Genomic DNA, 25,775 nt, shown 5'->3' on the forward strand with positions numbered 1-25,775 from the left:
AATCTAAAATCTAAAATCGATTGACCCCCAATCCCGTGCCGATTAGTGAGAAAAATATTAAGCTAGCTTAAAGGACACGCGATCGACAGTTCGGAACAAGACACCCGTTTTTCCACAAAAAACTGGATATTTGCCGTTTTTTTGCTTCAACCTGCCGTCAAAGTACAAAATTACTCGCCAATCAATTCATGAATATTTTTAGCAGTCTGCTTTCTAGCCCAACTCAAGCACCCCAAGTCAAAAAACAGCGTCGAGGCATTGAAATTAAGTCGGAACGCGAAATCGAAATTATGCGGCAGGCCGCGAAAATCGTTGCAACGGTACTCAAAGAAATTTCCCAAATGGTGAAACCGGGAATGACTACTGCTGATTTGGATGCTTATGCCGAAAAACGCATCCGTGCTATGGGGGCAACTCCGAGTTTTAAAGGCTATCACGGTTTTCCCGGATCGATTTGCTCTAGCATTAATAACGAAGTTGTTCACGGCATCCCCAGTCCCAAAAAGGTAATTCGGGCCGGAGATGTTCTTAAGGTAGATACGGGGGCATATTATCAAGGTTTTCACGGCGATTCTTGCATTACGATCGCAGTTGTGGAAGTGACTCCCGAATCGGCAAAATTAATCCGAGTCGCAGAAGAAGCTCTCTACAAAGGCATCGAACAAGTGAAGGCGGGAGCCTATTTGCTCGATCTGGCTGGTGCGATCGAAGATCATGTCAAAAGCAACGGTTTTAACATCGTTGAGGAGTTTACGGGCCACGGTGTCGGGCGAAATTTGCACGAGGAACCGTCGGTTTTCAATTTCCGCACGCGGGAAATGCCGAATGTGAAATTGCGAGCGGGCATGACATTGGCGATCGAACCAATTCTGAATGCCGGTTCTAAGTACACTCGGACGCTTTCTGACAAGTGGACTGCTGTAACCGTTGACAATGCTATGTCGGCTCAGTTTGAGCATACTGTGTTGGTAACGGAAACTGGCTATGAAATTTTGACCGATCGTTCCAAAGTTTAAGTGGAAGGGTTCAACAATAATTTTGAGTTTTGAGTTTCGAGTTTTGAATTAAAGATTTAAGAACTTTTTAATCGTTAGATCAAAACCTAACTCAAAACTCTTGAGTTGGACAACAAGTTTTTAACTTCCTTCGAGGGATGGAGTGACAATAAGAGTTAAATGCGGCTAAATTAAAAAATAGTGGTAAAGCGTAAGGGTAACAACTATGTCAGCACGATTATTATTGGTAGATGATGAACCGGGCTTGCGGGAAGCAGTACAAGCTTATTTGGAAGATAGCGATTTTGCGGTTGAGGTTGCCAGTAATGCTCGCGATGGGTGGGAACTCTTGCAGCAGACTAATCCAGATTTGGTGATTTCAGACATTATGATGCCCCAGGTGGACGGTTATCAATTTCTCAAGCAAGTGCGGGAAGATCCTCGCTATAAGGCTTTGCCGGTGGTGTTTTTGACGGCTAAGGGGATGACGAGCGATCGTATTCAAGGCTATCAAGCAGGCTGCGATGCTTATCTTTCTAAGCCCTTCGATCCCGACGAATTAGTAGCAATAGTAACCAATTTGCTAGCCCGCCGCGCGGCTGCTAAGGAGACAAGCGAAAATCCTGAAAGTCCAGATATTGCTGCTTTGACAAGCCAAATGGCGAGAATTGAGTCTTTGCTGAGTGGGCGGAGTTCGATCGCCCAAAGTCCTTCGCCGATTAAAATTGATTTGACTCCGCGAGAACAAAGTGTTTTGGATTTGGTTGCTCAAGGTTTGATGAATAAGGAAATTGCCCGCCGCTTGGAAACTAGCGTGCGTAATGTGGAAAAGTACGTCAGCCGTTTGTTTAGCAAGACGGGTACTAACAGCCGTACTGAGTTGGTTCGCTTCGCCCTCGAACACGGCTTGACGAAATAGGAGTCCTCTCGACTTGGCTGGAGGCTGTGGCTTGCCGAGCTGCGTTACCAGGCTCTTCCTGGTAACGAGAATTATGCAAAAAATTAGAAATGTTAAGATTTGACACTCCCCAGCCTAAAGGCGTGGGGATTCTTAATTCATCGACTGACCTTTAAGCACCATGTCCTTGCGGCAGTCCTTAAACCTTTCAACCGTACAATAGTACAAATTGACGAGTCTAATTCACTGTTACCCCAGAGGGTCTATCTCCAAAAGCGTACTAGGATACAAGCAAGCGAGTTTGGGTATGCCCTACCCTACTTAACAAATCAAGAAATTGTTTGTTGTTACTGGTTTAAGGATGCGTTGATCCTTTAGCTGTTTTAAGAGTTTTCGCCGCTCTGCGTCCCCCGGTTTATACCTAAAAGTGTGTCTTAACTGTTTCACGATGGTAAAGGAGTTTAACCTTGACTATTTTAGTATACTACAAATACCAGCAATTCCTGATTTTTAGGAAGGGATTTAAGAAATTAAAGCCGCCCTAGAAGGACGGGTTTTAAACCCAATTTCCTGATAAGTATTGACAGGTATCCGGCGGCTGTGGTATGTCACATCAGCTTGCTGGTGGCAGCGCGGGTGTGCGAAAACGGGTGTGCCAAAACTGGTGTGCCAAAACTGGTGTGCGATTCCCTACGGGATAGCTACGCACGCGCGTACTTCTCACCCACTTTGCTTTGAGTCTGAGATAAACACTCGCAAACACCGGGGAATTACTTAGCGGGAAAACCTGACTGTTTAAGAGTTTTCACGTAGTAAATAGAAAAGCAAACACTTGACCGGATATGCTCCGTTAAGCAAACTTGCCACGAAAAGTCACAGATAAGGTTATATCCTGTGGAAAAACAAGCCACTATTAATTACAGTTCTGGACGCACTCCTACAAAGAAACCGGGTTTTTTACCTAATTTACGGTGTGTAACAAAGTATTTCGTAAAAAAAAACCGTTTCTGGGCCCCCAGGCTAAAATTTTACACCCTAGTTCAAGCTCTCAGATTCATCTGTGGAGTAAATCTAAAATCTAAAATCTAAAATCGACTGACAGCGAAGGAAAGTAGCCGCAGATGTTGAATGTATAGTAGTACCAAAGTTTAGTTTATATCAGGAGGATACCATGAGGAAAATCACGGCGCGACAAACAATAAGTGCCATAGTAGCACTGCCGATCGTACTAATAGCCAATACAACTCAAGCTTTAGCGACTGATACCGCTCAAAAAATAGAGCCCATTAAGAAAGTTTCGGATTTTGGCGATGAGCTAGATTTTGATATTGGGCCACCAACAACCATCAGCATTGAAGAAAGCGAGGATTGGGATGAACCTGATTTTACAGCTACTTTAGATATGGAGATTAGTAAATTTATGACAAAAAATCTTCAAGCTGTATTTGATGAGCCGCCGCCGATAGTTTATCTCAGTGCTGCAAGGGGTCAGTCAAGCAAGGAATGCCGGATTTCAGCGATATGCGAATAACTGAATCGGATTTGTGCGATTTTGGCGATGGCTGGGACTCCCGCAAACAAAGACTCATTTGCTGGGTAGAATTTGAGCAATTATCAAGATTTCAGTAAACTCCGGTTGATTTTGCTGGGAATATGCGAATAACAGAGTATGTATTTTTTTGGGTATGCTTTAATTGTGATCGGCTAAAATAATAAGTATGCAGGCTGAAAAAAACTTAACTAATTGATAGTTAGTCCGTAGGGTGCGGATCTGCTTCATATTTGATAAAGATTGCAGATTGACGGGTGTATCCGCACCTTACTCGCGTCTCTCTTCTTGTGTGTACCACATATACATGGAATATGCTGTAAGTATGCAGGCTGAAATAAACTTAACTAATTGATAGTTCCCAGTGATAGGAAATCGCCAAAAAGGGCAGAAATAAAATTAATCATGTGATTGTTCGCTGTGATTGGCAAACGTAAAAACGGGTAAAAGTAAACTTAGTTAGAGCAACCGCCCAAAAGGTGAGGACGTTCTTAATTGCAGTTCCCCCCTGCGGTCTATTCTTTCCATCCGTTACATCCGTTACATCCGTTACATCCGTTACATCCGTTAAATAATCCGTTGCCGAACTTATTTTTTTCGGCAGTTTACAGCATCTATCCTGAGATTTTTTTTCAAATATTAATTATGATTAATTCGCACTACCAGCAAGAAACCGCAGCACAGCAAAACCAAAGTTCGCTGCAAACTCTCTCCCGGACTTTGAGAATGTCTCACGGGCAATTTTCGCTCATTTTGGTACGGTGCAATTACAGCGCTATGAGAGAGGAAATTGTAAGGCAATTGCGGGCAGAGTCTGGGATCGAGATTCGAGAAATTGTCCTCCCGCCATCTGTTAAAACTCTTTACACGACGATAGAAACCAAAATTTCCTGCAGCCATCCGGCAGCTTTAATGGTGTTTGGATTGGAATCGGTAAGTGCGATCGATCGCCTGCTGACTTCTACCAACTACGTGAGGGAAGAATTTCGGAATAATTTTCCTTTCCCGGTGGTGCTGTGGGTGACAGACAAAATATTAAAAAAACTGATTCGGTTAGTAACAGATATCGAAACTTGGACGACAAGTGTTGAATTTGTGATGGGCCCGGACGACTTGGTAGATTTTTTGGGCAAAAGTGCCGATCGCATTTTTTCCAACATTTTAGAAAGTGGCAATTGGCGTTTAACTAATTCTGCCATTCTCGGAGCCAATTCTTTGAGTGAACTAGAGTCGGCTAGCCAAGACTTGCAAACTTGCAATATCAGATTAGAACCAGCTATTGAAGCAAGTTTGCAATTTATTCGCGGTAGGCACGAATATGCTTGTCACCGCATCTCTGCGGCTATTGAATTATATCAAAAAAGTCTCAGTTTTTGGAAGTATCAAGTAGCATTTATTGGACAAAAAACAGAATTTAGCGATTTGTTATTTACCGTTCACCCTGCACCGGTGTTAGAGGGAATTCTGCTATTCCACATCGGTCTTTGCTACCGCTTCCAAGCAGAAAAACACCGCAGCGGCAACCGTCCTTACTGGACGGAAGCTAAGAATTATTTTCAGGAATGTATAGATGTTTTAGAACGCGTGGGGCGGCCGGATGCCGTGAGTATATTCATCAATCAACTTGAGGAAGTATTGCAGCATTTAGAAGATTGGGATGCACTCTGGAATTTAGCCATAAAAGCTCGGAGGTTACATGAAAATATGGAAAATTCAGCAGTTAATTTGGCTCAAGATTACGGCTTTTTGGCTAGAGTAGCCTTAGAGCAAAAGAACTGGCAAGGGGCGAAAGAATGGGCTTTAGTGGCTCTAGACGTTCTCAACTCAAATTTAGAAGCGACGGGACAGGGAACCCCTGTAAAGTCGCAGCATTTAGGCTTGTATCTGTTAATTTTAGCAGAGGCCCAGAGTCATTTGGGTGAGGTGCAAGAGGCGATCGCGCATTTAGAACTTGCTCGCTCGGAAACCGAACCTTGCTACAACCCGCAACTGTATTTGCGGGTTTTAGAAATGCTGCGATCGCTCTATTTTCAGCGGGGAGAATATCTCGAAGCATTTCAAATTAAGCAAGATTATCGAGCGGTGGAACACACGTATCGGTTCCGAGCTTTTATTGGGGCCGGAAAGTTGCAGCCGCACAGAGAAGCGGTTAATTCCGTCGCCGAAACTCTTGCCGGCGCTGCTACTATTGCTGACGAGATTACAGCTTCCGGCAGAGAGGAAGACCTCAACCGCTTGATATATAGAATGAACAATACCCCCGACAAACTGACAGTAATTTACGGTCAGTCTGGAGTTGGCAAAAGTTCAATAGTCACGGGAGGATTAGTACCAGCTCTCAAACAAAAAAAAATAGAAATGCGGACTGTTTTGCCGGTAGTGTTGCAAGTTTACAACAACTGGCCGCGGGAATTGACCAGACAGTTATCTGCTGGAAAAGCTGAAATATTCGATTCGGAAAATTCCGAAGCAGTACCAGAAACTGCTCCGGTAGATTTGACCGTAGAAGCAGGTGCAGTCAAGGGAAATCTTATTTCGGGATTGCACGGTGGCTCGGCTGCGAAAAATGAGGAGCAAAGGGAGCAGTCACAGCCAGTAGAATTTATCATACAACAACAGGCGATCGAATACGAAAACATTATCAATGAGCTGCAAAGAAATTCAGAACATTTAGTTACTGTTCTGATATTTGACCAATTTGAAGAATTCTTTTTTGTATGGAAAGAGCCAGCGGAAAGACAAATATTTTTTGATTTTTTGCGGGAATGCTTGAAAATCAAATATTTAAAAGTCGTCCTGTGTTTGCGGGAAGATTACCTGCACTATGTGCTGGAATTTACTCGACCAAAAAACCAGACAGGATTCGTTAACAATGATATTTTAGATGACATTCTCAGCAAAAATATTCTGTTTTATTTGGGAAATTTTTCGCCGATCGATGCGCGAGCGGTAATTCGCACTTTAACTGAGCGAGCGCAGTTTTACTTAGAACCGGAGCTGATCGAAGAATTAGTCAATGATTTAGCTGGAGAATTAGGAGAAGTTCGCCCGATCGAACTACAACTTGTCGGCGCTCAACTACAACAAGAGAACATTAGAACTTTAACTCAATATCAGGAACTTGGCAACAATCCGCAACAAAAATTAGTCGAAAGGTTTCTCGAAGAAGTTATCAAAGATTGCGGCCCAGAGAATGAAGTAGCGGCGCGCCGAGTTTTGTATTTGCTCACAGATGAAGAACAGATTCGTCCCCTAAAAACCCGCGCAGAATTAGCTTCAAGTTTAGCGACATTTGCTGAAGCTGACAAATTAGATTTAGTCTTAGAATTGTTAGTAAAGTCTGGTTTAGTCTTTCGATGGATGGAACTGCCTGCTGAGCTTTATCAGCTCGTTCACGATTATTTAGTTAGCTTCATTCGCCAGCAGCAAGAATTAGATAAAAAGGCAGAATTTGAGGAACTGCGAAAGCAAAACCAAATTAACCGAGATGAAATTGAACAAATTCGCAAAGACAGAGAGCAAGATGCTTTGCTGTCGGAAGCTAGAGACAAACAGTACCAAGCAGAAGCTCAACTTTACCACACTCGGAGATGGCAATTGCAGGCGGCGGTTCTAGGAGTGCTTGTACTCGGAGGAGTTTCGGGGATGGCTTTCGAGCAAGCAAAATTAGCAGAAAGCGCACGGCAAGAAGCAGAAACCAGTCGGACTGATGCCCTAAATTCGGCGTCGGAAGCTTTGGTGCTTTCTAATGAAAAAAATCAATTAGGAGTGTTGGGAAATAGTATCAAAATTGGTCGTGATTCTCTGAAAAGTACGGCGCTGCCTGTGGACACTAAAAATCAAATTGCTGAAAGACTAAGACAAGCAGTTTCCGGGGTGCAAGAACGCAACCGTTTCGAGCAGCACAGCAAGTTTGTTTTGGATGTAAGTGTTAGTCCCGACGGCAATTCAGTTGCTTCAGCAAGTGCAGATCAAACTGTTAAATTGTGGAGCAAAGAAGGTAAGTTATTAAAAACTTTCAATCACCCAGATAGCGTGACGAGTGTTAGTTTTAGTCCTGATGGGAAAACGATCGCTACTGGTTGTGCCGATCGCACAATTAGAATTTGGCAAGTAGATAACGACAAAAGTGCGATTGGCATTTTATCCGGCCACCGCGATATCGTCACCAGCGTCAGTTTCAGTCCAGACGGCAAAACCCTAGCTTCCGCCAGTCACGACAACACCGTCAAAATCTGGAACCTTGCGAACAAAAAATTGCTGCAAACCTTAACCGGACACAAAGACTGGGTGCTCGGCGTCAGTTTCAGTCCCGACGGCCAAACAATTGCCTCAGCAAGTGTTGACAAAACTGTCAAACTTTGGAACCGAGAAAGTAAAACGCAGAAATTTAGAATTAATCCCAAAACATTAACCAAACATTCTGACATTGTTTACAGCATTAAGTTCAGTCCAAACAGTCGAGAACTCGTCTCAGCAAGTGCCGACACCACAGCCAAAATTTGGAACCGAAACGGTGAGGAAATCAGAACTCTCAAAGGACACAACGATGAAGTTGTCAGCGCGACTTTCAGTCGCGACGGCGAAAAAATTGTCACCGGCAGTGCAGACGATACGGTGAAAGTTTGGAGTCGCAGCGGCACTTTGCTCAACACTTTTCGAGGACATCAAGACGACGTGAGGGCTGTAAGTTTCAGCGGCGACGGCACTATTGCTTCCGCAAGTAAGGACAAAATAGTGAAAATTTGGAAACCAGACAGCACTCCGCTGAATAAGATTTTATCAGGACACGAAGACTGGGTTTACAAAGTCAGTTTTAGCGCTGACGGCAAAACAATTGCTTCTGCTAGCGGGGACAAAACAGTGAGACTTTGGCGTGCTGACGGCAGTTTATTCAAAACCTTAGAAAGTCACAAGGATTCTGTTACCTGGGTTAGCATTTCGCCTGATGATAAAACTGTTGCTTCCGCGAGCGATGACAAAACCGTGAAAGTCTGGAGTTTAAACGGCAAACTGTTAAATACTCTCAGCCACAGCGGCATTGTTAGAAGCGTGAGTTTTAGTCCAGATGGAAAGATAATTGCTGCCGCAAGTGCCGATCGCAAATTGTACCTCTGGCGCTGGAACGGTGCTAAAGCAACTTTGTTGGCAAAACTCGATCACAGCAATCCAGTAATTAGCGTTAGCTTCAGTCCCGACGGCAAAACTATTGCTACTGCTACCGCTGCTGAGGACAAGCCAAGCGGGAAGAAAAAGGCTTTTGAAATTACCGGAGAAAAGAGAGTTTACCTATGGGAATTTAACGGTTCGTCGGCGAAAATCCTGAAAACTCTCGACCACCAAGACAGCGTTAAAAATGTTAGTTTTAGTCCAGACGGCAAGACTATTGCTGCTGCTTGCGCTGACAAAAAAGTTTACTTGTGGGGGTTTGATGGAAAGGTGGCGAATTTAACTGAAAAACTCGACCACAGCGATACTGTAGAAAGCGTGAGTTTTAGTCCCAACGGCAAGTTGATTGCGGCGGCGAGTGGGGGAAATACTGTTAAGCTGTGGGATTTTGACGGCAAGAAGGCGCTGCTATCGAAGACTTTGGAATCGAGCGATCGCGTGTTGAGTGTTACTTTTAGTTCTGATAGCAAAACTCTGGGTTTTGCTAGTAGGGATAGGAATGTAATTCTGTTGCCTGTGGAGAATTTGGAACTGAATAATATTATTGCTCGCAGTTGCGAGTGGTTAGGAGATTATTTGCAGAATGACCCGAATGTTGCTGAGGGCGATCGACTGCTGTGTCTTGGGTTTGGGAAACAGGCGTTAAATAAGGGGAAGCGGTGAAATTGACAGGGGTAAGTTGCGGGCTGCGCCCCCTACATAATTATATTTTGCTAATTCTCATCTACATAATTTTATGGAAAAATTCTGTATATGTCTCGGCGGTGCGCTACTCGCTGACAAATTAAAGTTTTTGTCGGTGCATCAACTGTGAGTCCAATACGGTAGTCACCAAGACGAATCTTATATTTATCTGGATAACCTTTCATTTTTTCCAGATATCCTAATGCAAAGGGATTGTCTGATTCTAAGAATTGAAAAACTATAGGTTCTATCCTACTTCTAATTTCAGCAGGTAAACCAGCTAGTTCTTTGAGGAACCGATTTGTATATTCAACTTGCCACATTATTTTGTTTAATTGAGTTATAATACTTTAGTGCTTGTTCTTTTGATAATCTCTCATCACCTTCAGTTTCTTCTATAAGTTTAGCCAGACCATAGTTTTCCAAAATCTCCTCGATTTTCTCAAATTGTTCAAGGGGGATTTGAACAGCAATCGGCTGCTGATTTTCGTCGATTACATAACTTTTATGTAGTTCTAGCATTTTGTAGTGTTTATATCTGAGTATATGAATTATTATAATAGATACATTTTTTTTGTCAAGAGGCGATCGCGTCTGCCTGTCGAGTTACTCAACCGATAGGTTAAACAAATCTATCTACTGGCTAATTGTGGTCGCAGTAAACTTGCGCTAAAATTCGACTGATAAGCTTAAGCTTTTTGGCAATTCCCCACAGAATTAACCAGCAATCAAAACCCGAGGTAAACCACATGGATGTCAACTCCCAAAATGTCCAACCAATCCCGCCATTCAACGAGACAAACGAGGAAACACCAGAGATAGGTGGCGGTTTGCCCGTAATAGAATATTGGGCAGAACATACATTGTCCCCGGAAGGGCCGAAACTTTGGAAAACTTTGCTGCACAAAAGTGCTTGTTTGTCGTGTTCTTGGGGCACGGGCGGACAGAAAGGAGGTTTTACAAATGAAGAGGGCGAAAAACTTCAGCGGTGCATGAAAAGCGTCGAAGCAATCTCCGCTGAAATCAAGCCGGCTATCTCAACTCAATTTTTTGAACAGCAGAGTATTGCACAACTTCAGCAATTAACTTCAATGGAAGCCGATAGGCTGGGAAGGCTGAGTTTTCCGATGATTTTGCGGGCTGGTTCCTCTCATTACGATCGCATTTCTTGGCAAGAAGTTTATCAAATTGCCGAAGCTGCTTTTCGCAAAACCCCCGAACGAGTGGCATCTTACAGTTCCGGTCGTTCTTCCAACGAAGCGGCTTTTCTGCTGCAATTGATGATGCGGGCGATGGGTTCCAATAACTTAGCAGATTGTTCCGATCTCTGCCACGCTCCCTCGACAACCGGCTTAAGCGAAATGTTTGCCACCCGCACCTCGGTAGTGAGTCTAGAAAACTTGAAGGAAGCAGATTGCGTCGTGCTCGCGGGCAGCAATTCTTCCTACAACCATCCCCGCTTGATGAACGAATTGATTAAAATTCGCGACAAAGGCGGTAAAATAATTGTCATCAATCCGGTGATGGAAATCGGGTTAGTCAAGTTTGGTTCTCCCGCATTTCCTGTCAAATCGCTCATCCCCGGTTCCGATATTTCCTCCCTATACTTGCAACCAATTCCCGGCAGCGATACGGCGCTATTTGTAGGGATTCAAAAGTCTATAATCGAACAAGGATTGCTGGACGAAAGCTATTTGCAAGCTCATACAGAAGGCTGGGAAGCAGCAGTCCAGCACGCCCGCGAAACTTCTTGGGAAACTATTACTGAAACCTGCGGAGTTTCCCGCGCAGAAATTGAGGCAGCAGCCAGAATTATTGGCACGTCCCAGCGAGTTGTCTTCGGTTGGGCGATGGGAATTACCCAACACGATAACGGTGTAGATAACGTTTTCAGCATCGCTAATACTGCCTTAATGACAGGAAATGTCGGCAAAGAAGGGGCGGGATTAATGCCCGTGAGAGGACACTCAAACGTGCAAGGATTCGGCTCTATGGGCGTCACTGTGAAGCTGAAAAAAGAAATTCAACAAGCTTTAGAAAAGTTATTGAATCGTCCCCTGAGTCCTGTTAAGGGCTACGACACTCGATCGCTCATTGAAGCAGCAGAAGCAGGCAAAGTTGATACCCTGATCTGTCTGGGCGGCAACTTGTATGGGGCAAATCCAGATTTAACTCAGGCAAAACGCGCTTTAGCCAATGTTGAAACCGTTATCTACCTCGCAACCAAACCGAATTTAGGGCATTTTCACGGATTGGCAAAGCACAATACAATTGTGATCCCCGTGCTGAATCGCTTTGAAAACCCCCACAAAACAACCGTGGAATCTGGCAATAACTTTGTGCGTTTAAATGATGAGGGCGAAACTCATCTCCAGAATTCGGATTTGATTCCTGAAGTGCATTTTTTGACGGAATTAGCCAGCAGAATCCACGGCGATTTTCCGGTTGATTGGCGCCGACTTCAAGACACAAAATACGTGCGCCAATTGATTGCTAAAACTATTCCGGGCTATGAAAAAATAGCGACAATTGATGAAACACAAGAGGAATTTACCATCAGCGGCCGCATTTTTACAGAACCTAAATTTCCTACAGAGTCTGGGAAAGCGAAGATGTTTGTCACGCCTTTACCTAAGCTGAAATTACCGGAAGCGAAAGAGTTTGGACTATCGGAATCAACACAGGGTATTGTTGTAGCCTTAATGACGGGACGCAGCTATTCTCAGCATAATACTGTGGTTTACAAAATTGATGACAAGTACCGGGGAATGCCGCACCGCAACTGCATTTTGATGAATCGCGCGGATGCAGAAAGCACGGGTTTGCATGAACATCAACGGGTTACGGTGCAGGGAAATGTGGGGAAAATGGAAAATGTCGAGGTGATTTACGGGGCGGTTCGTGAGGGTGCTGCTTTGATGTTTTATCCTGAAGTTAATGTGATTTTTCACCCGGAGATTGAAAGGCGATCGGGCACGCCTGCTTACAAGCGCGTACCTGCTTTTGTATACGCCTAAGTTCGGCAAAGGATTCTGTAACGGATGTAACGGATGTTATGATTAGCTCTGCCTTCTGTCTTCTATAACTCACATTTTAGATGATTTTTAAGAACAGGCAAGATGCCTGTTCCACAAGGAGTTAATTTTTTGTGGGGAGTATGGGTTGGGCATCTTGCCTGCCCATATGCAAGTCTTAATTAACTCTTAATTTGCAAAGTTCTACCGCGCCAAGTCCACCCCCAACCGGTTTCAGTTTGAATCGCAGAACCGATCGCAATTGCGGCCACTAAGGATCGCGAATTAAATAACTTACAATTTTAATTGTTATTGTGGAAGTTATTTAATTCTCATTCCTAACGCACCTCCGAAACCTCCAAACCACCAGTATTTCGTCGGACATTCAGAAATCTCGGCACCCAAGGGGCGCAAAGTGTAATGCTGCCAAATTACGATTACGGATAAACAAATAGTTAACCAGGTAATTGGTTGGTTGGTCGCGGCTGACAAGCGAATTTCTTCATGTGGTATCCGCCACGTGATTTATCCGTGGAATTGATCCAAAATCTAAAATCGAAAATCCTCAAGAAAGAGCATTTATCTCGCGCAAGTCAATTTTTTAATCTAAAATCTAAAATCTAAAATCGCGCAATCGATTGACCTGCTAATATTTTAAGCCGGGAGTCGTTGAGATGCTGTTGCAGGGTTGGCCCGATCGCCTTGGTGTCGTCTGTCGAGCGATCGTCTACAATTAAAACCTCTAAGTTGTCCACAGACAGCGGTGTACTCTCCCTCATGGCGATCGCGCAATCCCGAATATTCTCTGCCTCGTTGTATTGTAAAACTTCATTAAGTTTATAAGCATTAGTGGACAAAAGTAGTATCCTGTGGTCAGGAAGACCAAATGATACTACCTGACTAGGCCAAGGCAATAGGCATCACTCTACACAACCGCATGGCGAGTCGTGGAAAGCAAAATTAAGGAACCCAGACTCAACCATGCAACTAGCAGAAAGGCACATTATTAAGCATACAGAACACCGTTTTGCCGAACTCGATAACGCTTCGTGGCAATCCAAAAATCTCTACAACGCTGCTAACTACGTCCTTCGCCAAAACTTCCTCTACGGCTGGGGATATCTCACTTACAATCAGATGGCTAATTTGATGAAATCCCATCCAGCATATCAGGCACTACCTGCCAAAGTCAGCCAACAAATTTTGATGATATTGGACAAAAACTGGCAAGCTTTTTTCGAGGCTCTCAAAGCTTACAACAAAGAACCGACAAAATTTACAGGACGCCCAAAAATACCGAAGTACAAAGATAAAGTTAAGGGGCGAAATATTCTCGTTTATACAGTGCAAGCAATTAGCAGCAAACAATTAAAAAAAGGAATTATCAAACTTTCAGGGACAGAAATATCGATTCAAACAACTGTCAAGCCCGATCGAATTTGTCAAGTAAGAGTAGTTCCCAAATGCAATTGTTACGTAATCGAGGTAATTTACCATGAACAGGAGCCCGCCCGATATCGAGAGAACTCTGCATCGGTAGCCAGTATCGATCTCGGACTGAATAACTTAGTAGCGCTAACATCAAATCAACCAGGCTTTATCCCCCTACTGATTAACGGGCGACCGCTAAAATCCATCAATCAGTTCTACAACAAGCGCAAATCCCAATTACAATCTCAATTGAAAGGCAATCTTAAAACCTCATCAAGAATTGTGCGCCTCACTCGCTGTCGCAATCAAAAAGTCGATAACTACTTACACCATACTAGCAGGCTGATTATCGATATTTTGAGCGAGCGTCAGATTGGGACATTAGTAATTGGGAAAAATGTGCAGTGGAAAAACTGCATTAACTTAGGCAAGCAGAACAATCAAAACTTGGTCAGCATTCCGCACGCTCGATTAATTCAGATGTTGGAATACAAAGCTGTTTTGGCTGGGATTGAAGTAATAATACAGGAAGAATCCTATACTTCAGCCTCCAACTTCCTTTCTTTAGATCCGATTCCTGTTTACGGCGATAGCGATGCCAACAGCGTGGAATTTACTGGCAAACGCATCCACAGAGGTTTGTACAAAACGGCAGAGGGTTTGTTAATTAATGCTGATGTTAATGGGTCTTACAATATCATGCGAAAAGCACTCCCAAAAGCGTTGAGCAATGGGATAGGGAGCTGCGTAGTTCAGCCCAGGCGGGTTAATCCGCTCAAAGTAAAAGCGAAAGGGGAGGGGCACGATGCCTCCCATGTCATGTAATAGATGACTATACTTTTACCAGCTATGCTGGTACGATTACCGAAACTTTAGGAAACTACGCGGCGGGTTCCGGTGAGGGCCTCGCGGAACTTCTGTCGGTTTGAGGCGCATTTTTGACCGATCGGCGCAAATTCTTAGTGTAAGCTCTACTTACAATCAGAGAAAAAATTAGCAGGGTTAACAATATCAAAGCGAACTGACCTCAAAATTTCAGTACACGATTTGTCTCCCTAAATATTAAAAAATATTAAAACAAAAAGCTAGTCGATCGCCCGAAAAGTTATTTTGACCGAAACCATCCAGGATACAAGCCCCCGGATTCATCTCGCGCAAGTCAATGCTTCAATCTAAAATCTAAAATCTAAAATCGCGCAATCGATTGACCGCCTCTTTTGCTATAATTTGTGAGCATCTTTCGGCTCGCCCGCACCGAGGGGCAAGACCCCTCACCCAGACAGCGACCGAAAAGCCGAGGATAGATATCAGTTTTCAGAGGATATTGCAATGGGCGAATTTTTTACAGTCGATGTGTTTGCGAACACGATAGCGGTACTCGGCGCTTTGGGTTTTTTCTTTTTGGGATATCAAGCTTTGCAGATGTTGAAAAAATAAAGTATGTCAGAACTGAGATGTTGCACCATTGTCAAGAACGGGCAAGATGCCCGTTCCACAAAGAATGATTTTTCTCGTGGAACAGGCATCTTGCCTGTTCCTAAACAAGTAATTGAGAATGGTGCAATATCTCAGTCAGAAGTCAGAAGTCAGAAGTCAGAAGGAAAGAAGGAAGAGGGAAGAAGGAAGAGGGAAGAAGGAAGAAGGAAAGAAAAAAGAAGGAAAGAAAGAAGAAGGAAAGAAACAACTATTCCGAATACCCAATGCCCTGTTTTGCCAATGCCCAATGTCCTGTTTTGCCAATGCCCTGTTTTGCCAATGCCCAATGCCCTGTTTTGCCAATGCCCAGGAACACCTAATTTACCTGAAAAAGGCTATACAACTGACTCAACATTGCCACTGTTTCTTGCGAAAATCAACAAAAAAAAGGCTGCGTTATTATCATGGTGAGCCAACTTTTAGATGGACGCTATCAAATCATTGAAGTCATAGAAACAGGAGAATTTGGGCAAACCTATCTGGCCAAAGATATTCGCCGTCCCGGAGAACCGCAGTGCTTTGTCAAGCACCTGCGTCCCGGTACTACCGAACCGAAATTAATTAATACTACGCGCCGTCTTTTTCAAAAAGAAGCAGAAGTTCTAGAAAAACTCGGTCAACACGACCAAATTCCTCAGCTATTCGCTTATTTTGAAGAAAATGAAGAATTTTTCTTAGTAGAATCCTTCGTTGCCGGTCACTCGCTATCAACCGAGATTGTACCGGGCAAGCCTCTAACTGAAGAAAAAATGATTCCTTTGCTGAAGGAACTGTTAGAAATTTTAGTATTTGTACACGGACAGGGCGTAATTCACCGAGATATTAAACCGGCAAATTTAATCCGCCGCTATTCAGATAACAAGTTAGTTTTGATTGACTTTGGCTCGGTGAAAGAAATTCACATCGCTCAAAGACAAGCGCCGGTAACTGTGCGGATTGGCACTTTGGAATATATGCCGATCGAACAATTTCAATACAACCCGCAACTCAACAGCGATATCTACGCTTTGGGAATGATTGGCATCCAAGCAATGACGGGTTTGCCGGCTTACGATTTGCCGAAACTGCGGGATTTGAAAAATTCTAATAAAGGCGAAATTGTTTGGCGGCATTTAGCCACGTGTTCCCAAGCGCTGGCTGATGTTTTGGACAATATGGTGCGCTACGATTTTCGGGAGAGGTACCAGTCGGCGGCGGAAGCTTTAGCCGATTTGAGGAAAATTGGCGATCGCTCGCGGGCGCGGATTCCCAAGCTAACAATATATCGCGAAGAAGTCGATCGGCGCAGCAGCAGCCGGGGTGATATTACAGTCGTCGGTCGAAGAATATTAGATGAACTGCGCGTCAGTTTGGAATTGCTGCCAGAAGAAGCAGAGGCGATCGAAGATGAGGTATTGAACCCTTACCGGAAATACAGGGAAAAAGGCGAACGCTACGAACAATCACTGCAAGAAGCAATGCAGCAAGAATATCCCTTTTCTCTGGAAACTCGCGACGAATTAAAACGCTTGCAGCAAGTTTTAGGGCTTACCGACGAAGATGCCGCGAAAATCGAAGAATTAGTCATTCCTAAATCTTTATTTGCTAAATTGTACAAGGCGATATCCACAGTTTTGGAGGGACATCGCAACCCCAATCTGCCACCAGCGAGTAGCGCCCCTCACCTCGTCGAATTGCAGGCAAGTCCGGCGGTATCCCCGCAGGTAAATCTGAACGGAAAAACCGATTTGTCGAACTCCAGCCCAGCAGCACTTGTCCCCAAAGAAACTCGCAAATTCAACCCTTATCTTGCCGGGGCAACAATTGCGGCTATCTTAGCTGCGATCGGCGGAATTTACGGATATCTCAAATGGCAAGAATGGCAGCAGCTAGCCCAGAAAGAATCCCAACAGCTCAATCAAATTGAAGCTCTTTATACAGCCAGCAATTATGAAGGCTGCATCAGCCAAATACCAACAATTGCCGACACTTCCAGCACCTATTCGTCCGCTCAGGAGTTACAAGAACAGTGCCAAGCAGGTCTGCGTTGGAAGAACGCCACAGTCAAAAATTTCGCTCAGCATTCCGATGCAGTTGGGTCTGTTGCTTTCAGTCCCGACGGCTTAATGTTAGCCAGCGGTTCTAAAGACAAAACCATCCAAATTTGGGATTTAGCTACAGGCAAGTCGATTCGCACTTTTCCAGGAGATTCCTCCACTATTTGGTCGGTTGCTTTTGACTCAAACGGTACGAAACTGGCGACGGGAACCGGTTTTTGGCGAGTCATGTTGTGGGATTTGAAAACAGGGCAAGTGATTCGCAGTCTCGACCACACTGCTTCTGTTTGGTCTGTCGCTCTTAGCCCCGACGGACAGCTTGTGGCTAGTGCCAGCGGAGACAAAACCACAAAGATTTCGGATGCAGCAAGTGGTCGTTTGATTCAGAGTTTTCCAGACCATACAGATTTTGTTTATTCTGTTGCTTTCACTCCAGATGGACAAAGTTTGGTTAGCGCTTCTAAGGATAAAAAAATTACAGTTGTGGATGTCGCAACAGGGGCGTTGCTCAAAACAATTGAGGGACATGGCGACGCGGTGAGGTCGGTTGCTGTTAGCCCGGACGGCAAGACAATTGTTAGCGGTTCCTACGATGAAAGTATTAAAATTTGGAATATCGAAACAGGAGATTTAATTCGCTCTATCAAGGGACATTCTGACGATATTGTCTCGGTTGCTATCAGCCCGGACGGGAAGTTTATTGCCAGCGGGAGCAAGGATAAAACTATTAAAGTTTGGGATTTTGCTACTGGAGAATTGCTGAATACTTTGACGGGACATTCCGATGAGGTTTATGTGGTAACTTTTAGTCCCGATGGCAAAACTATTGCTAGCGGTTCTAAAGACAATACTATTAAGTTGTGGTTGAGGTAATACGATTTTAGATTTTAGATTTTAGATTTTAGATGGGAATGACTTACTGCATAATGGTTGGGAATTTCCCTACAGTTGCATCCTTTTGAGGAACTGGTGTACTATCAATTCCGGTCGATTACCCCTAATATCATGTCCGAGCCATTGACCGTGATTAAACGCCGGGGCGGGTTTACAGATTTTCCCGTTTCTATTCAATATCTTGGTGAACCCGCCCCTACAGGAATCAGGGTTAATTGACCGGACATAATATAATACGGTAGGGGCGGGTTCACCCAAAATATATGCCAATAATTGACAATCTCAAAAACCCGCCCTTTTAATCGCTCGATCGTAAATGATATCATTAGTCATTGGTCATTTAATTGGTATAATTCAGCTCATTTTTGAAGGTTTGGGGAAAGTGCCAATAAGGCGTTTCTAATTCGTCCTCAGTTGGAGAATTTTCAGTTGAGTTCTCTCGGATTTGAAAAAAGTGGTAGAGGTTAGCGACAGTTAAATCGGATATTTCTTGCCAATTCGAGGCAGCTAAACCTTGATAGCCAGTAGCGATCGCCTGCTGGCTGACATAAACTTCGGATCTCCGGCGGATTTCCGGCGACACAGCGAAGGTTAGCTGGTCGCGCAAGGATAGAAAGTGAGACTTTTGCTTTAAACTTTCATAAAGTGAAGGTTCCGCAGCTAATACCGTGAATGTAGTGTACACGCTGCTTTTTAAACTCTCGCCGCTGAGTTTATCTAAACTAGCTAACTGGTGCTGCTCTTTTGGAGACAAAGTTTCCATCCAATCAACCTCATTGTGCCAAAATTCTATTACACTTAAATCATGACCGAGAATCCTAGTAACTTCGGGAAATAAAAAATCTAGTTCGGGTTCGGATTGACATCCTTTAACAACAGTTAGAAGATTTTGACGAATTTTTGATTGCAGTTCCCGGAGGCGATCGCTCACCATATCGTAGGCCCGCTGCAAGTGAAACGTGACCCCGATCGCCTGCTCGATCGCCCAAACACATTCCATTTGCCTGAGCTTTCCTGCAGAAGACAGCCCCTCCAACAAACTAGGATTATCATAAATTTTTAAAGCCTCAAACAGCATATCCCGCCCGCTATTAATTTCGGAATTCCGAAGTTTAATATCTGGCACTGTCAGGGCTGACTGACAGCGTTTGATAGCTTTAGAAAAAATCTCATAACCGTTAACCAGTTTCTGGCGGTGCATTTCAAAACTTGAGTCGTGAGCCACCTTAAAAATCTGCTGGATCACTTCTACTCCCCTATCTTTGAGGATGTGTCTGAGATCGATAAATCCGTCTTTAATTTTTAGCTTCTGGTGCTTTGCCTCTTCTCGGATTTTTAATACTTGGTTGAGGTTTACTGCTGACAAAACTGTGTTCGATACAGCGCCAATACCAATGACAGCAGCAGTCGCTTGCATCACTGCCAAATTAATTTTCAGACAGTTAAGCATTCTGTATATTTTTTGAAACCCCTGATGAGTTTGAGCAACCTGCAACGGCGCCACAGTGACGTACAGGGGAGCTACCAGCGGCTGTATGGGGCCACCTCCGGCTAACTGTGCGAGCAATCCTATAACTCCCCGCGAGGAAAGAGTTTCACTTCTTGATTGATAAAAAATTTTTGCGAGCTCCACAAACTCCCCTGTCACCGGATCTCTAGCTGCGGGGAGCAATTTTCCTGTTTTGGTAGCAGGCTGTACAAGGTTGCCACTATTGAGTCGCGCCTGAGTTGCAGGGGTGAATATATAATCCATGTTGTGGCTCAGTTTCCATTCAAAAAGGCAGATGTTTTGTATTGTATGCTGTTTATGGAAACGAGAGATGAAAGGAAATGAATGAGTATCTCAAGGCATTCCAGGCTATTAACCTGTTTAGCGATCGATTGTTGGCAGACGAATATCAATCCGTGGAGATTAAACAGTCAGCTACCCAACTCAATTTAGATGTGGAACCTTGTATTGACGAAATTAAGCAATCTGCCATCAGGCTCAAAGAGCTACTTCAGGTATGTTTCAAAGATGTATCTCAGGCTGAGGATGTCTGGAATAGCAAGCCGAGAATTGCGGGAGCATCTCCTGTTGATGTCTGGGAGCAAATTGGCGAACTAAGCGGATGCGATGTGAGAATTCGCACTTTAGGAAAACAGGGCAAATATGATGCTGTTGCTAAAGTTCGCAAATCTTGGAGCGACAAGGCAACCAAGTTAAAAAATCATTGGTTTTTGTGGGATAAAAACTCTCAAGTCTTTCAAAGAGATACTATTGGTTTTTTTGAAAAAGATAATTTGCACAAAGAGTTGCGGAATGAAGTTGATTCCCAGGCAGAGCGAGTGATTTTAATTATGGAAAATGAATTAAATTTAATTTTTAAAGAATTACAATCTATTGATATAGAAAAAATTGAACTTTGTATTGAATGCTTTGACCTAAACAGTCAGTCTAAATTTAGAGAGCGACTACAATCAATAGGCGGGGAGATTGTATCGAAGTTTACGGAGCCTCTGAAATATTTGCCGGATTCTTATATGAAGAGTTTTAAAGAAACGCTGAAAGAACCTGTAGAAACTCTGGTTCATAAAAGCAAGATGGGAATCAGTTCGATCGATTTTGAAGAGTGCTGTAAAGTGATTGGCTTAATCCTAGAAAATGTGATTTTAGCAATTTTTGAGGAGCGTCTGAAACTGGGAATTGAAACAGTTGAAAAAGCGATTAAATTCTACAATAATTTTTTAGAGAAGCAGGCGCGGTATCAGAAAGAAACGCCCCAACAGCGAGCGGCGGAAAAAGATTGGATTGAAGGCCAGCGGCAGCAACTCAGGGAAATTCAGCAGTATATTGATGCAGTCATTAGTCATTAGTGGTTAGTTATTAGTAATTGGCAATTTGTAATTAGGAGTTAGTAATTAGTGTTTTAACTACTAATTACTGACCCCTAACTGTTGAATTCACCCAAACAGGACTTACACAGAAGCTAATTAATTATTTACGGCTCCATGCACACCGCACCTTAGCGCTATAATTAGCGCGTCAAACCACTTTTTGCGTAAGTCCTGCTAAAAATAGATACAAGCCCCGGAATTAAGTCAGGGAAATAAAAAAATTAGACTTTAGTTCAACTTCCCACTCAAGGCTGGGGAGTTAATCTAAAATCTAAAATCTAAAATCTAAAATCTAAAATCGAATGATTATTGATATTGACCGCTGATTTCGTAAACGATCGCGCCCAAAGACGCTAAGCTAGCTAAAATTAGCATTCCGGCCGGCATGAATTTTTGAGTTTTAACAAGGCGCACAATAAAGACTATTACTAAAACAGCGGAGATGGCTGCTGCTAATGTTAAACCCCAACTTTGTCCCATAAGCTGGGCGGTGCCGGCAAAAATTAGCAGCGAACCGCTAATCAAGCCCGAAATGAGCGAGGCTTGGCTTTTGGCCTTGATATAACCCATGATGCCGCCAACCAGTGTTAAAATGCCGTAGCCGATCGCCGCTGCTGTACCTAAATTCATTTTTAATCCTCCCGATTTCACTGTTTGCATCTAAATTTATACAGCGCGGCCTGCAATTAGTGTCACGAATTGTTAGAAAATTTATTAAAGCCAGTCAGGATATGTAACTGTTATACAATTGCCATTATGTCAGCCCTAACTTCTGGTGCGATCGCCCAAATCCGTTACCTCCAGCGCCTCGCAGCATCCCTGCTGCTGTATCAATCGGTTCTCAAAAGCCCCGCCGGCCAAGCCTTTCTCGATTTGCTGCAAGCCCTTCACCACAGCGAAGTCAGCGGTTTGGAATGTCAGGTAGCTTACGGGAACTGGTTCAAACTTCAGGCTGCTAAAAATTTAAGCTGGAAAGATTCTTTGATTTGGGAAATTCTCAAAAACGAAAACCCCTTTTCACGCCGAGCACAGCAAACAGATTTTGCAAGTTTGCCCCCCGCTTTGGTGGAGGCCGCCCGACATGATTTAGAAGTGCTGCAAAATATTTACGAATGCAGCAGCGAACAGTTGAGCAAGTGGGTGCGGGTAGCGGGTCAACTTGACGCAGTGCCTCCGATTTGGCATTCAGAAAGTGTAGCAGAACAGGGAGATTTGCCGCTGCACGGAAAACTGGAAAAATGGTCGAGCGCTACGGAATCTTTGGCAGCTTATTACCGACAGTTTGGCACGGGTTTGTTTGCCGAATATCGCGCTTTTGCGTGGCGGGGAGGGCAGTTGGCGAGTATTTCCCATCCCGATCGCATAACTTTAAAAGAGTTGGTTTGCTGCGATTGGCAGCGGGATGCTTTGGTGAAAAATACGGAGTTTTTGCTGGCAGGTTATCCGGCTTTGCACGTCTTGCTATACGGCAGCCGCGGTTCGGGCAAGTCTTCTTTGGTGAAGTCGCTGTTAAATGAATTTGGATCTCGCAATCTGCGCTTGATTGAAGTATCTAAATCGGATTTGCAAGATTTGCCGCTAATTGTCGAGCAGTTGCGGGGAGTTCCTCAAAAGTTTATTATTTTTGTGGATGACCTGTCTTTTGAGGAAGATGATGATGCTTTTAAAGCTCTGAAAGTTGTGTTGGAGGGGAATGTGACTGCCCGCTCTCAAAATGTGGTAGTTTACGCCACATCTAACCGCAGGCATTTAATTCGAGAGTTTTTTGACGACAGGCCTCGCCCCCGCGACGGAGATGAAGTTCACGCTTGGGATACTGTGCAGGAAAAACTTTCATTTAGCGATCGATTTGGCTTGACTTTAACTTTTGAACCGGCCGATCAAAACACTTATTTAACAATTGTCCGACATCTGGCAGAACTTGCTGGAATCAAACTCGCTGCTGAGGATTTGGAACACCGCGCTAAAGAATGGGCAACTCGTCGCAACGGGCGATCGGGCAGAACTGCGCGGCAGTTTGTTGATTTTCTGAAAGCAGATTTAGCCCTTTTTGACAAATAGATGGTCTGCGCTGTAATGGCGGGTTTTAACTGAGATGTTACATCCTTCTCAATAAGTTTTTTATGAACAGGCTTTTCGGCCTGTTCCACAATAAAATTCACTCTTTGTGGAACAGGCCGAAAAGCCTGTTGCTTACAAGGGTGCAAGATGCCTGTTTTAGCCGATATATGGGAAGGCAATTCAGGATCTGAATAAACCCGCCGTTGCAGCGCCGAAGGGCGAAATAAAAATTCTTAATTTTTTCATAATTTTATTGATAATAAATAACTAACCAAATTTGATATAATTATCAAAATCTCCCAAGAAACCTCCAGAGCCAGAACCCATCCTGACTCCATAAATCCACCACTAAATAATGAGGAAAATATCATGGGTTTATTTGATAAAGTATCGAAGACTCGCCAAGAAACGGAAGTAACTTTAGGGCCGGCCGAATCATTTGCGGCGATCGCGCTAATTGCCGTAGCAGCCGACGGTTACATCAATGACAGCGAAAGTAAAGCGATTAGCATGACGCTATCTCGGATGCAACTGTTCCGCAGTTATCCTGATGACGTGATGAGAAAAATGCTCGATCGCCTGCTGATGATTATGCAACGGCAAGGAGTGGAGGTACTGTTTAATGCCGCTTTGGCAATGCTTCCCGACGAACTTAAAGAAACAGTTTTTGCTGTGACAACTGATATCGCTTTAGCAGATGGCGAGGTTTCAGAAGAAGAAGAACAACTTTTGAACGATCTTTACAGTGCATTGGGGATTTCCGAAGATATTGCCCTCAAGATTATAGACGTGATGTTGATTAAGAACAAAGGTTAAGAAATCAGGGGAAGGAGTGAGGAGGGCGAATTTTACAATCTAAAAAATTAGTGCCTACTTACTTAGCTGACAACTTCTCCAAAAGTGCGGGTTTACCGATATGATGGTTGGTAAAATTGCGATCGAATTTGCGATCGCCGTTACTACCTCAAATGCCTTTCACTTACACCCGCACTGTTCGCTTTCAAGATACCGATGCTGCTGGAGTCGTTTACTTTGCTAACGTTTTGGCGATGTGCCACGAAGCTTACGAGGCATCTCTAGCAGCATCGGGAATCAATCTCAAAGCATTTTTCAGCAATTCCGAGGTTGCCTTTCCCATAATTCATGCTAGTGTAGATTTTTATCGCCCAATGTTTGCGGGCGATCGGCTGATAATTCAATTGACGCCCAAACAACTTACGGGCGATGAATTTGAAATTGCCTATCAAGTATTTTCTCAGGAAGTTGCAGGAAGAAGCGCGGCTAAAGCTCTGACTAAGCACGTCTGCATCGATGCAGTTGGCAGAACTCGAAAACAGCTATCTGAAGACTTGATGCAGTGGATGAGGAAAATTGAGAGTTGAGATTTCAGATTATACTAATTCTCAAAAGTCATGCAACAGTAGCTGTAGGGTGCGTCGCCACCTGCCAATCCTAAAAAAGAGTGACAATCTCAAAGCGACGCACCTTACCTCATAGTTCAGGAAACAAACCCAACACTCATGATTGTTGCTTTCTGGAGGCGAGAATTGGCATTAGTTCTATCTTTAAATAGTAGCAGGGAATGACAATCAAATTTCTGTTTTGTTGATAATTATTTCTGAATAGTTGATAGTATGTCAAATCGCAATTATGCCATTGTGGGCACGGGAGCTTTAGGCGGATTCTACGGTGCTAGACTGCAACAAGCAGGTTTAGAAGTCAATTTTTTGCTTCGTAGTGATTACGAACACGTCAAAAAACACGGTTTGATTGTCGAGTCTCCCGAAGGCAACTTCACCCTCCCTCACGTCCGCGCCTACCACGACGCGCACAAAATGCCTCAGTGCGACGTAGTAATTGTAGCGCTGAAAACAACTCAAAATCACTTGTTGCCCAAAATATTGCCTCCTTTATTAAAGGATAACGGCGCGGTTTTAGTATTGCAAAATGGATTGAATACAGAACCGGAAGTCGCTAAAATTGTCGGTGCAGAACGAGTGGTTGGCGGGCTGTGTTTTCTCTGCTCTTATAAAGTTGGGCCCGGTCATATCTGCCACCTAGATTACGGCACTATCACCCTGGGAGAATATGCCCAGGACTACAAAGCAATCGGTATTACTGATAGATTGCACCAAATTGCTAAGGACTTTAAACGTGCTCATATTCCCATTAAAATGAGCGAAGATTTGCTATTGTCAAGGTGGAAAAAGCTGGTTTGGAATATTCCTTATAACGGGCTGTCTGTAGTGTTGGATGCGAGAACTGACGAACTGATGGCTAATCCCGATACTCTGATTTTAGTTGAGGAAATCATGGGGGAAGTGGTAGCGGCAGCCAAAAGTTGCGATCGCATTATTCCCGATGACTTTATCCCACAAATGCTCGAATATACTCAGAAAATGAAGCCTTACCGCACCAGCATGAAAATCGATTATGATGAATCGCGGCCCCTGGAAGTTGAGGCGATTTTTGGTAATCCGATACGGGTGGCGCAGCAAGCAGGTATTAGGTTGCGGCAAATAGAGGTACTTTACCGAATGTTGAAGTTTGTGGATTTTCAAAGACAAGAAGCGGAGAGGACGAGAAGGCTATTAGGTTTGTCCTAATTGGCAATTGGCAATTGGGCGGGGCGGGTTTGTGAGATTTCTCGCTGGTGTTGTAGATATTGGTGAACCCGCCCCTACAGGAATT

Annotated in this window: 18 protein-coding genes; 13 read left to right on the forward strand and 5 right to left on the reverse strand. The window is 43.9% G+C overall.

Annotated features, from left to right (window positions below):
• Positions 1-188 precede the first annotated feature (188 nt).
• The 4 genes from map (at position 189) to QUA88_RS00365 (ending at position 9,274) form a co-directional block, all read left to right on the forward strand.
• Positions 189-1,016, forward strand: coding sequence for a type I methionyl aminopeptidase (map, locus tag QUA88_RS00350; protein ID WP_333052584.1), 828 nt, complete (start codon positions 189-191; stop codon positions 1,014-1,016).
• 205 nt (positions 1,017-1,221) lie between these two features.
• The gene (locus QUA88_RS00355; protein ID WP_333052586.1) at positions 1,222-1,914 is read left to right on the forward strand and encodes a response regulator transcription factor; all 693 of its coding nucleotides are present in this window, start codon (positions 1,222-1,224) and stop codon (positions 1,912-1,914) included.
• 1,150 nt (positions 1,915-3,064) lie between these two features.
• Complete coding sequence (locus QUA88_RS00360) at positions 3,065-3,424, forward strand: hypothetical protein (RefSeq protein ID WP_333052588.1); 360 nt, start codon at positions 3,065-3,067, stop codon at positions 3,422-3,424.
• Between the two features lie 663 nt (positions 3,425-4,087).
• Positions 4,088-9,274: an nSTAND1 domain-containing NTPase gene (locus QUA88_RS00365; protein WP_333208405.1), complete on the forward strand. Its 5,187-nt coding sequence runs from the start codon at positions 4,088-4,090 to the stop codon at positions 9,272-9,274.
• Between the two features lie 71 nt (positions 9,275-9,345).
• Here the strand turns inward: QUA88_RS00365 and QUA88_RS00370 are convergent, their stop codons facing one another.
• On the reverse strand, positions 9,346-9,618 hold the full coding sequence (locus tag QUA88_RS00370; RefSeq protein WP_333052593.1) for a type II toxin-antitoxin system RelE/ParE family toxin: 273 nt from the start codon (positions 9,616-9,618) through the stop codon (positions 9,346-9,348).
• Positions 9,605-9,817, reverse strand: coding sequence for a hypothetical protein (locus QUA88_RS00375; protein ID WP_333052595.1), 213 nt, complete (start codon positions 9,815-9,817; stop codon positions 9,605-9,607). The genes QUA88_RS00370 and QUA88_RS00375 overlap by 14 nt, the downstream gene beginning before the upstream one ends.
• Before the next feature lie 227 nt (positions 9,818-10,044).
• On the opposite strand from QUA88_RS00375, the gene QUA88_RS00380 reads away from it, so the two are divergent.
• Complete coding sequence (locus QUA88_RS00380) at positions 10,045-12,312, forward strand: FdhF/YdeP family oxidoreductase (RefSeq protein WP_333052598.1); 2,268 nt, start codon at positions 10,045-10,047, stop codon at positions 12,310-12,312.
• Positions 12,313-12,929: 617 nt separating this feature from the next.
• Here QUA88_RS00380 and QUA88_RS00385 read toward each other — a convergent pair.
• On the reverse strand, positions 12,930-13,166 hold the full coding sequence (locus tag QUA88_RS00385) for a glycosyltransferase (RefSeq protein ID WP_333052601.1): 237 nt from the start codon (positions 13,164-13,166) through the stop codon (positions 12,930-12,932).
• Positions 13,167-13,290: 124 nt separating this feature from the next.
• On the opposite strand from QUA88_RS00385, the gene QUA88_RS00390 reads away from it, so the two are divergent.
• The 3 genes from QUA88_RS00390 to QUA88_RS00400 all read left to right on the forward strand — a co-directional run bounded on the left by QUA88_RS00390 (position 13,291) and on the right by QUA88_RS00400 (position 18,125).
• The gene (locus tag QUA88_RS00390) at positions 13,291-14,565 is read left to right on the forward strand and encodes a transposase (RefSeq protein ID WP_333052604.1); all 1,275 of its coding nucleotides are present in this window, start codon (positions 13,291-13,293) and stop codon (positions 14,563-14,565) included.
• Positions 14,566-15,180: 615 nt separating this feature from the next.
• The gene (locus tag QUA88_RS00395; RefSeq protein WP_333269673.1) at positions 15,181-15,627 is read left to right on the forward strand and encodes a hypothetical protein; all 447 of its coding nucleotides are present in this window, start codon (positions 15,181-15,183) and stop codon (positions 15,625-15,627) included.
• Entirely contained in the window at positions 15,621-18,125 is a 2,505-nt protein-coding gene (locus QUA88_RS00400) for a protein kinase domain-containing protein (RefSeq protein WP_333052608.1), read from the forward strand. The genes QUA88_RS00395 and QUA88_RS00400 overlap by 7 nt, the downstream gene beginning before the upstream one ends.
• Positions 18,126-18,486: 361 nt before the next feature.
• Here QUA88_RS00400 and QUA88_RS00405 read toward each other — a convergent pair whose 3' ends face one another.
• Positions 18,487-19,899, reverse strand: coding sequence for a hypothetical protein (locus QUA88_RS00405; protein WP_333052610.1), 1,413 nt, complete (start codon positions 19,897-19,899; stop codon positions 18,487-18,489).
• Positions 19,900-19,976: 77 nt separating this feature from the next.
• Between QUA88_RS00405 and QUA88_RS00410 the strand changes: the two genes are divergently transcribed.
• Positions 19,977-21,002: a hypothetical protein gene (locus tag QUA88_RS00410; RefSeq protein WP_333052613.1), complete on the forward strand. Its 1,026-nt coding sequence runs from the start codon at positions 19,977-19,979 to the stop codon at positions 21,000-21,002.
• A 327-nt stretch (positions 21,003-21,329) separates the two neighbouring features.
• Here the strand turns inward: QUA88_RS00410 and QUA88_RS00415 are convergent, their stop codons facing one another.
• On the reverse strand, positions 21,330-21,653 hold the full coding sequence (locus QUA88_RS00415; RefSeq protein WP_190735279.1) for a TMEM14 family protein: 324 nt from the start codon (positions 21,651-21,653) through the stop codon (positions 21,330-21,332).
• Between the two features lie 126 nt (positions 21,654-21,779).
• Between QUA88_RS00415 and QUA88_RS00420 the strand changes: the two genes are divergently transcribed.
• From QUA88_RS00420 to QUA88_RS00435, 4 genes are all read left to right on the forward strand, one after another.
• The gene (locus tag QUA88_RS00420) at positions 21,780-23,084 is read left to right on the forward strand and encodes an ATP-binding protein (protein WP_333052616.1); all 1,305 of its coding nucleotides are present in this window, start codon (positions 21,780-21,782) and stop codon (positions 23,082-23,084) included.
• A gap of 369 nt (positions 23,085-23,453) precedes the next feature.
• Positions 23,454-23,900: a tellurite resistance TerB family protein gene (locus tag QUA88_RS00425; RefSeq protein ID WP_333052618.1), complete on the forward strand. Its 447-nt coding sequence runs from the start codon at positions 23,454-23,456 to the stop codon at positions 23,898-23,900.
• A gap of 116 nt (positions 23,901-24,016) precedes the next feature.
• Entirely contained in the window at positions 24,017-24,466 is a 450-nt protein-coding gene (locus QUA88_RS00430) for an acyl-CoA thioesterase (protein WP_445299775.1), read from the forward strand.
• 252 nt (positions 24,467-24,718) lie between these two features.
• Positions 24,719-25,690 (forward strand): putative 2-dehydropantoate 2-reductase, encoded by a 972-nt coding sequence (locus QUA88_RS00435; protein ID WP_333208401.1) that lies wholly within the window; start codon positions 24,719-24,721, stop codon positions 25,688-25,690.
• Positions 25,691-25,775: the final 85 nt, after the last annotated feature.

Source organism: Microcoleus sp. D3_18_C2 (genome assembly GCF_036702395.1).
Classification (GTDB): domain Bacteria; phylum Cyanobacteriota; class Cyanobacteriia; order Cyanobacteriales; family Microcoleaceae; genus Microcoleus.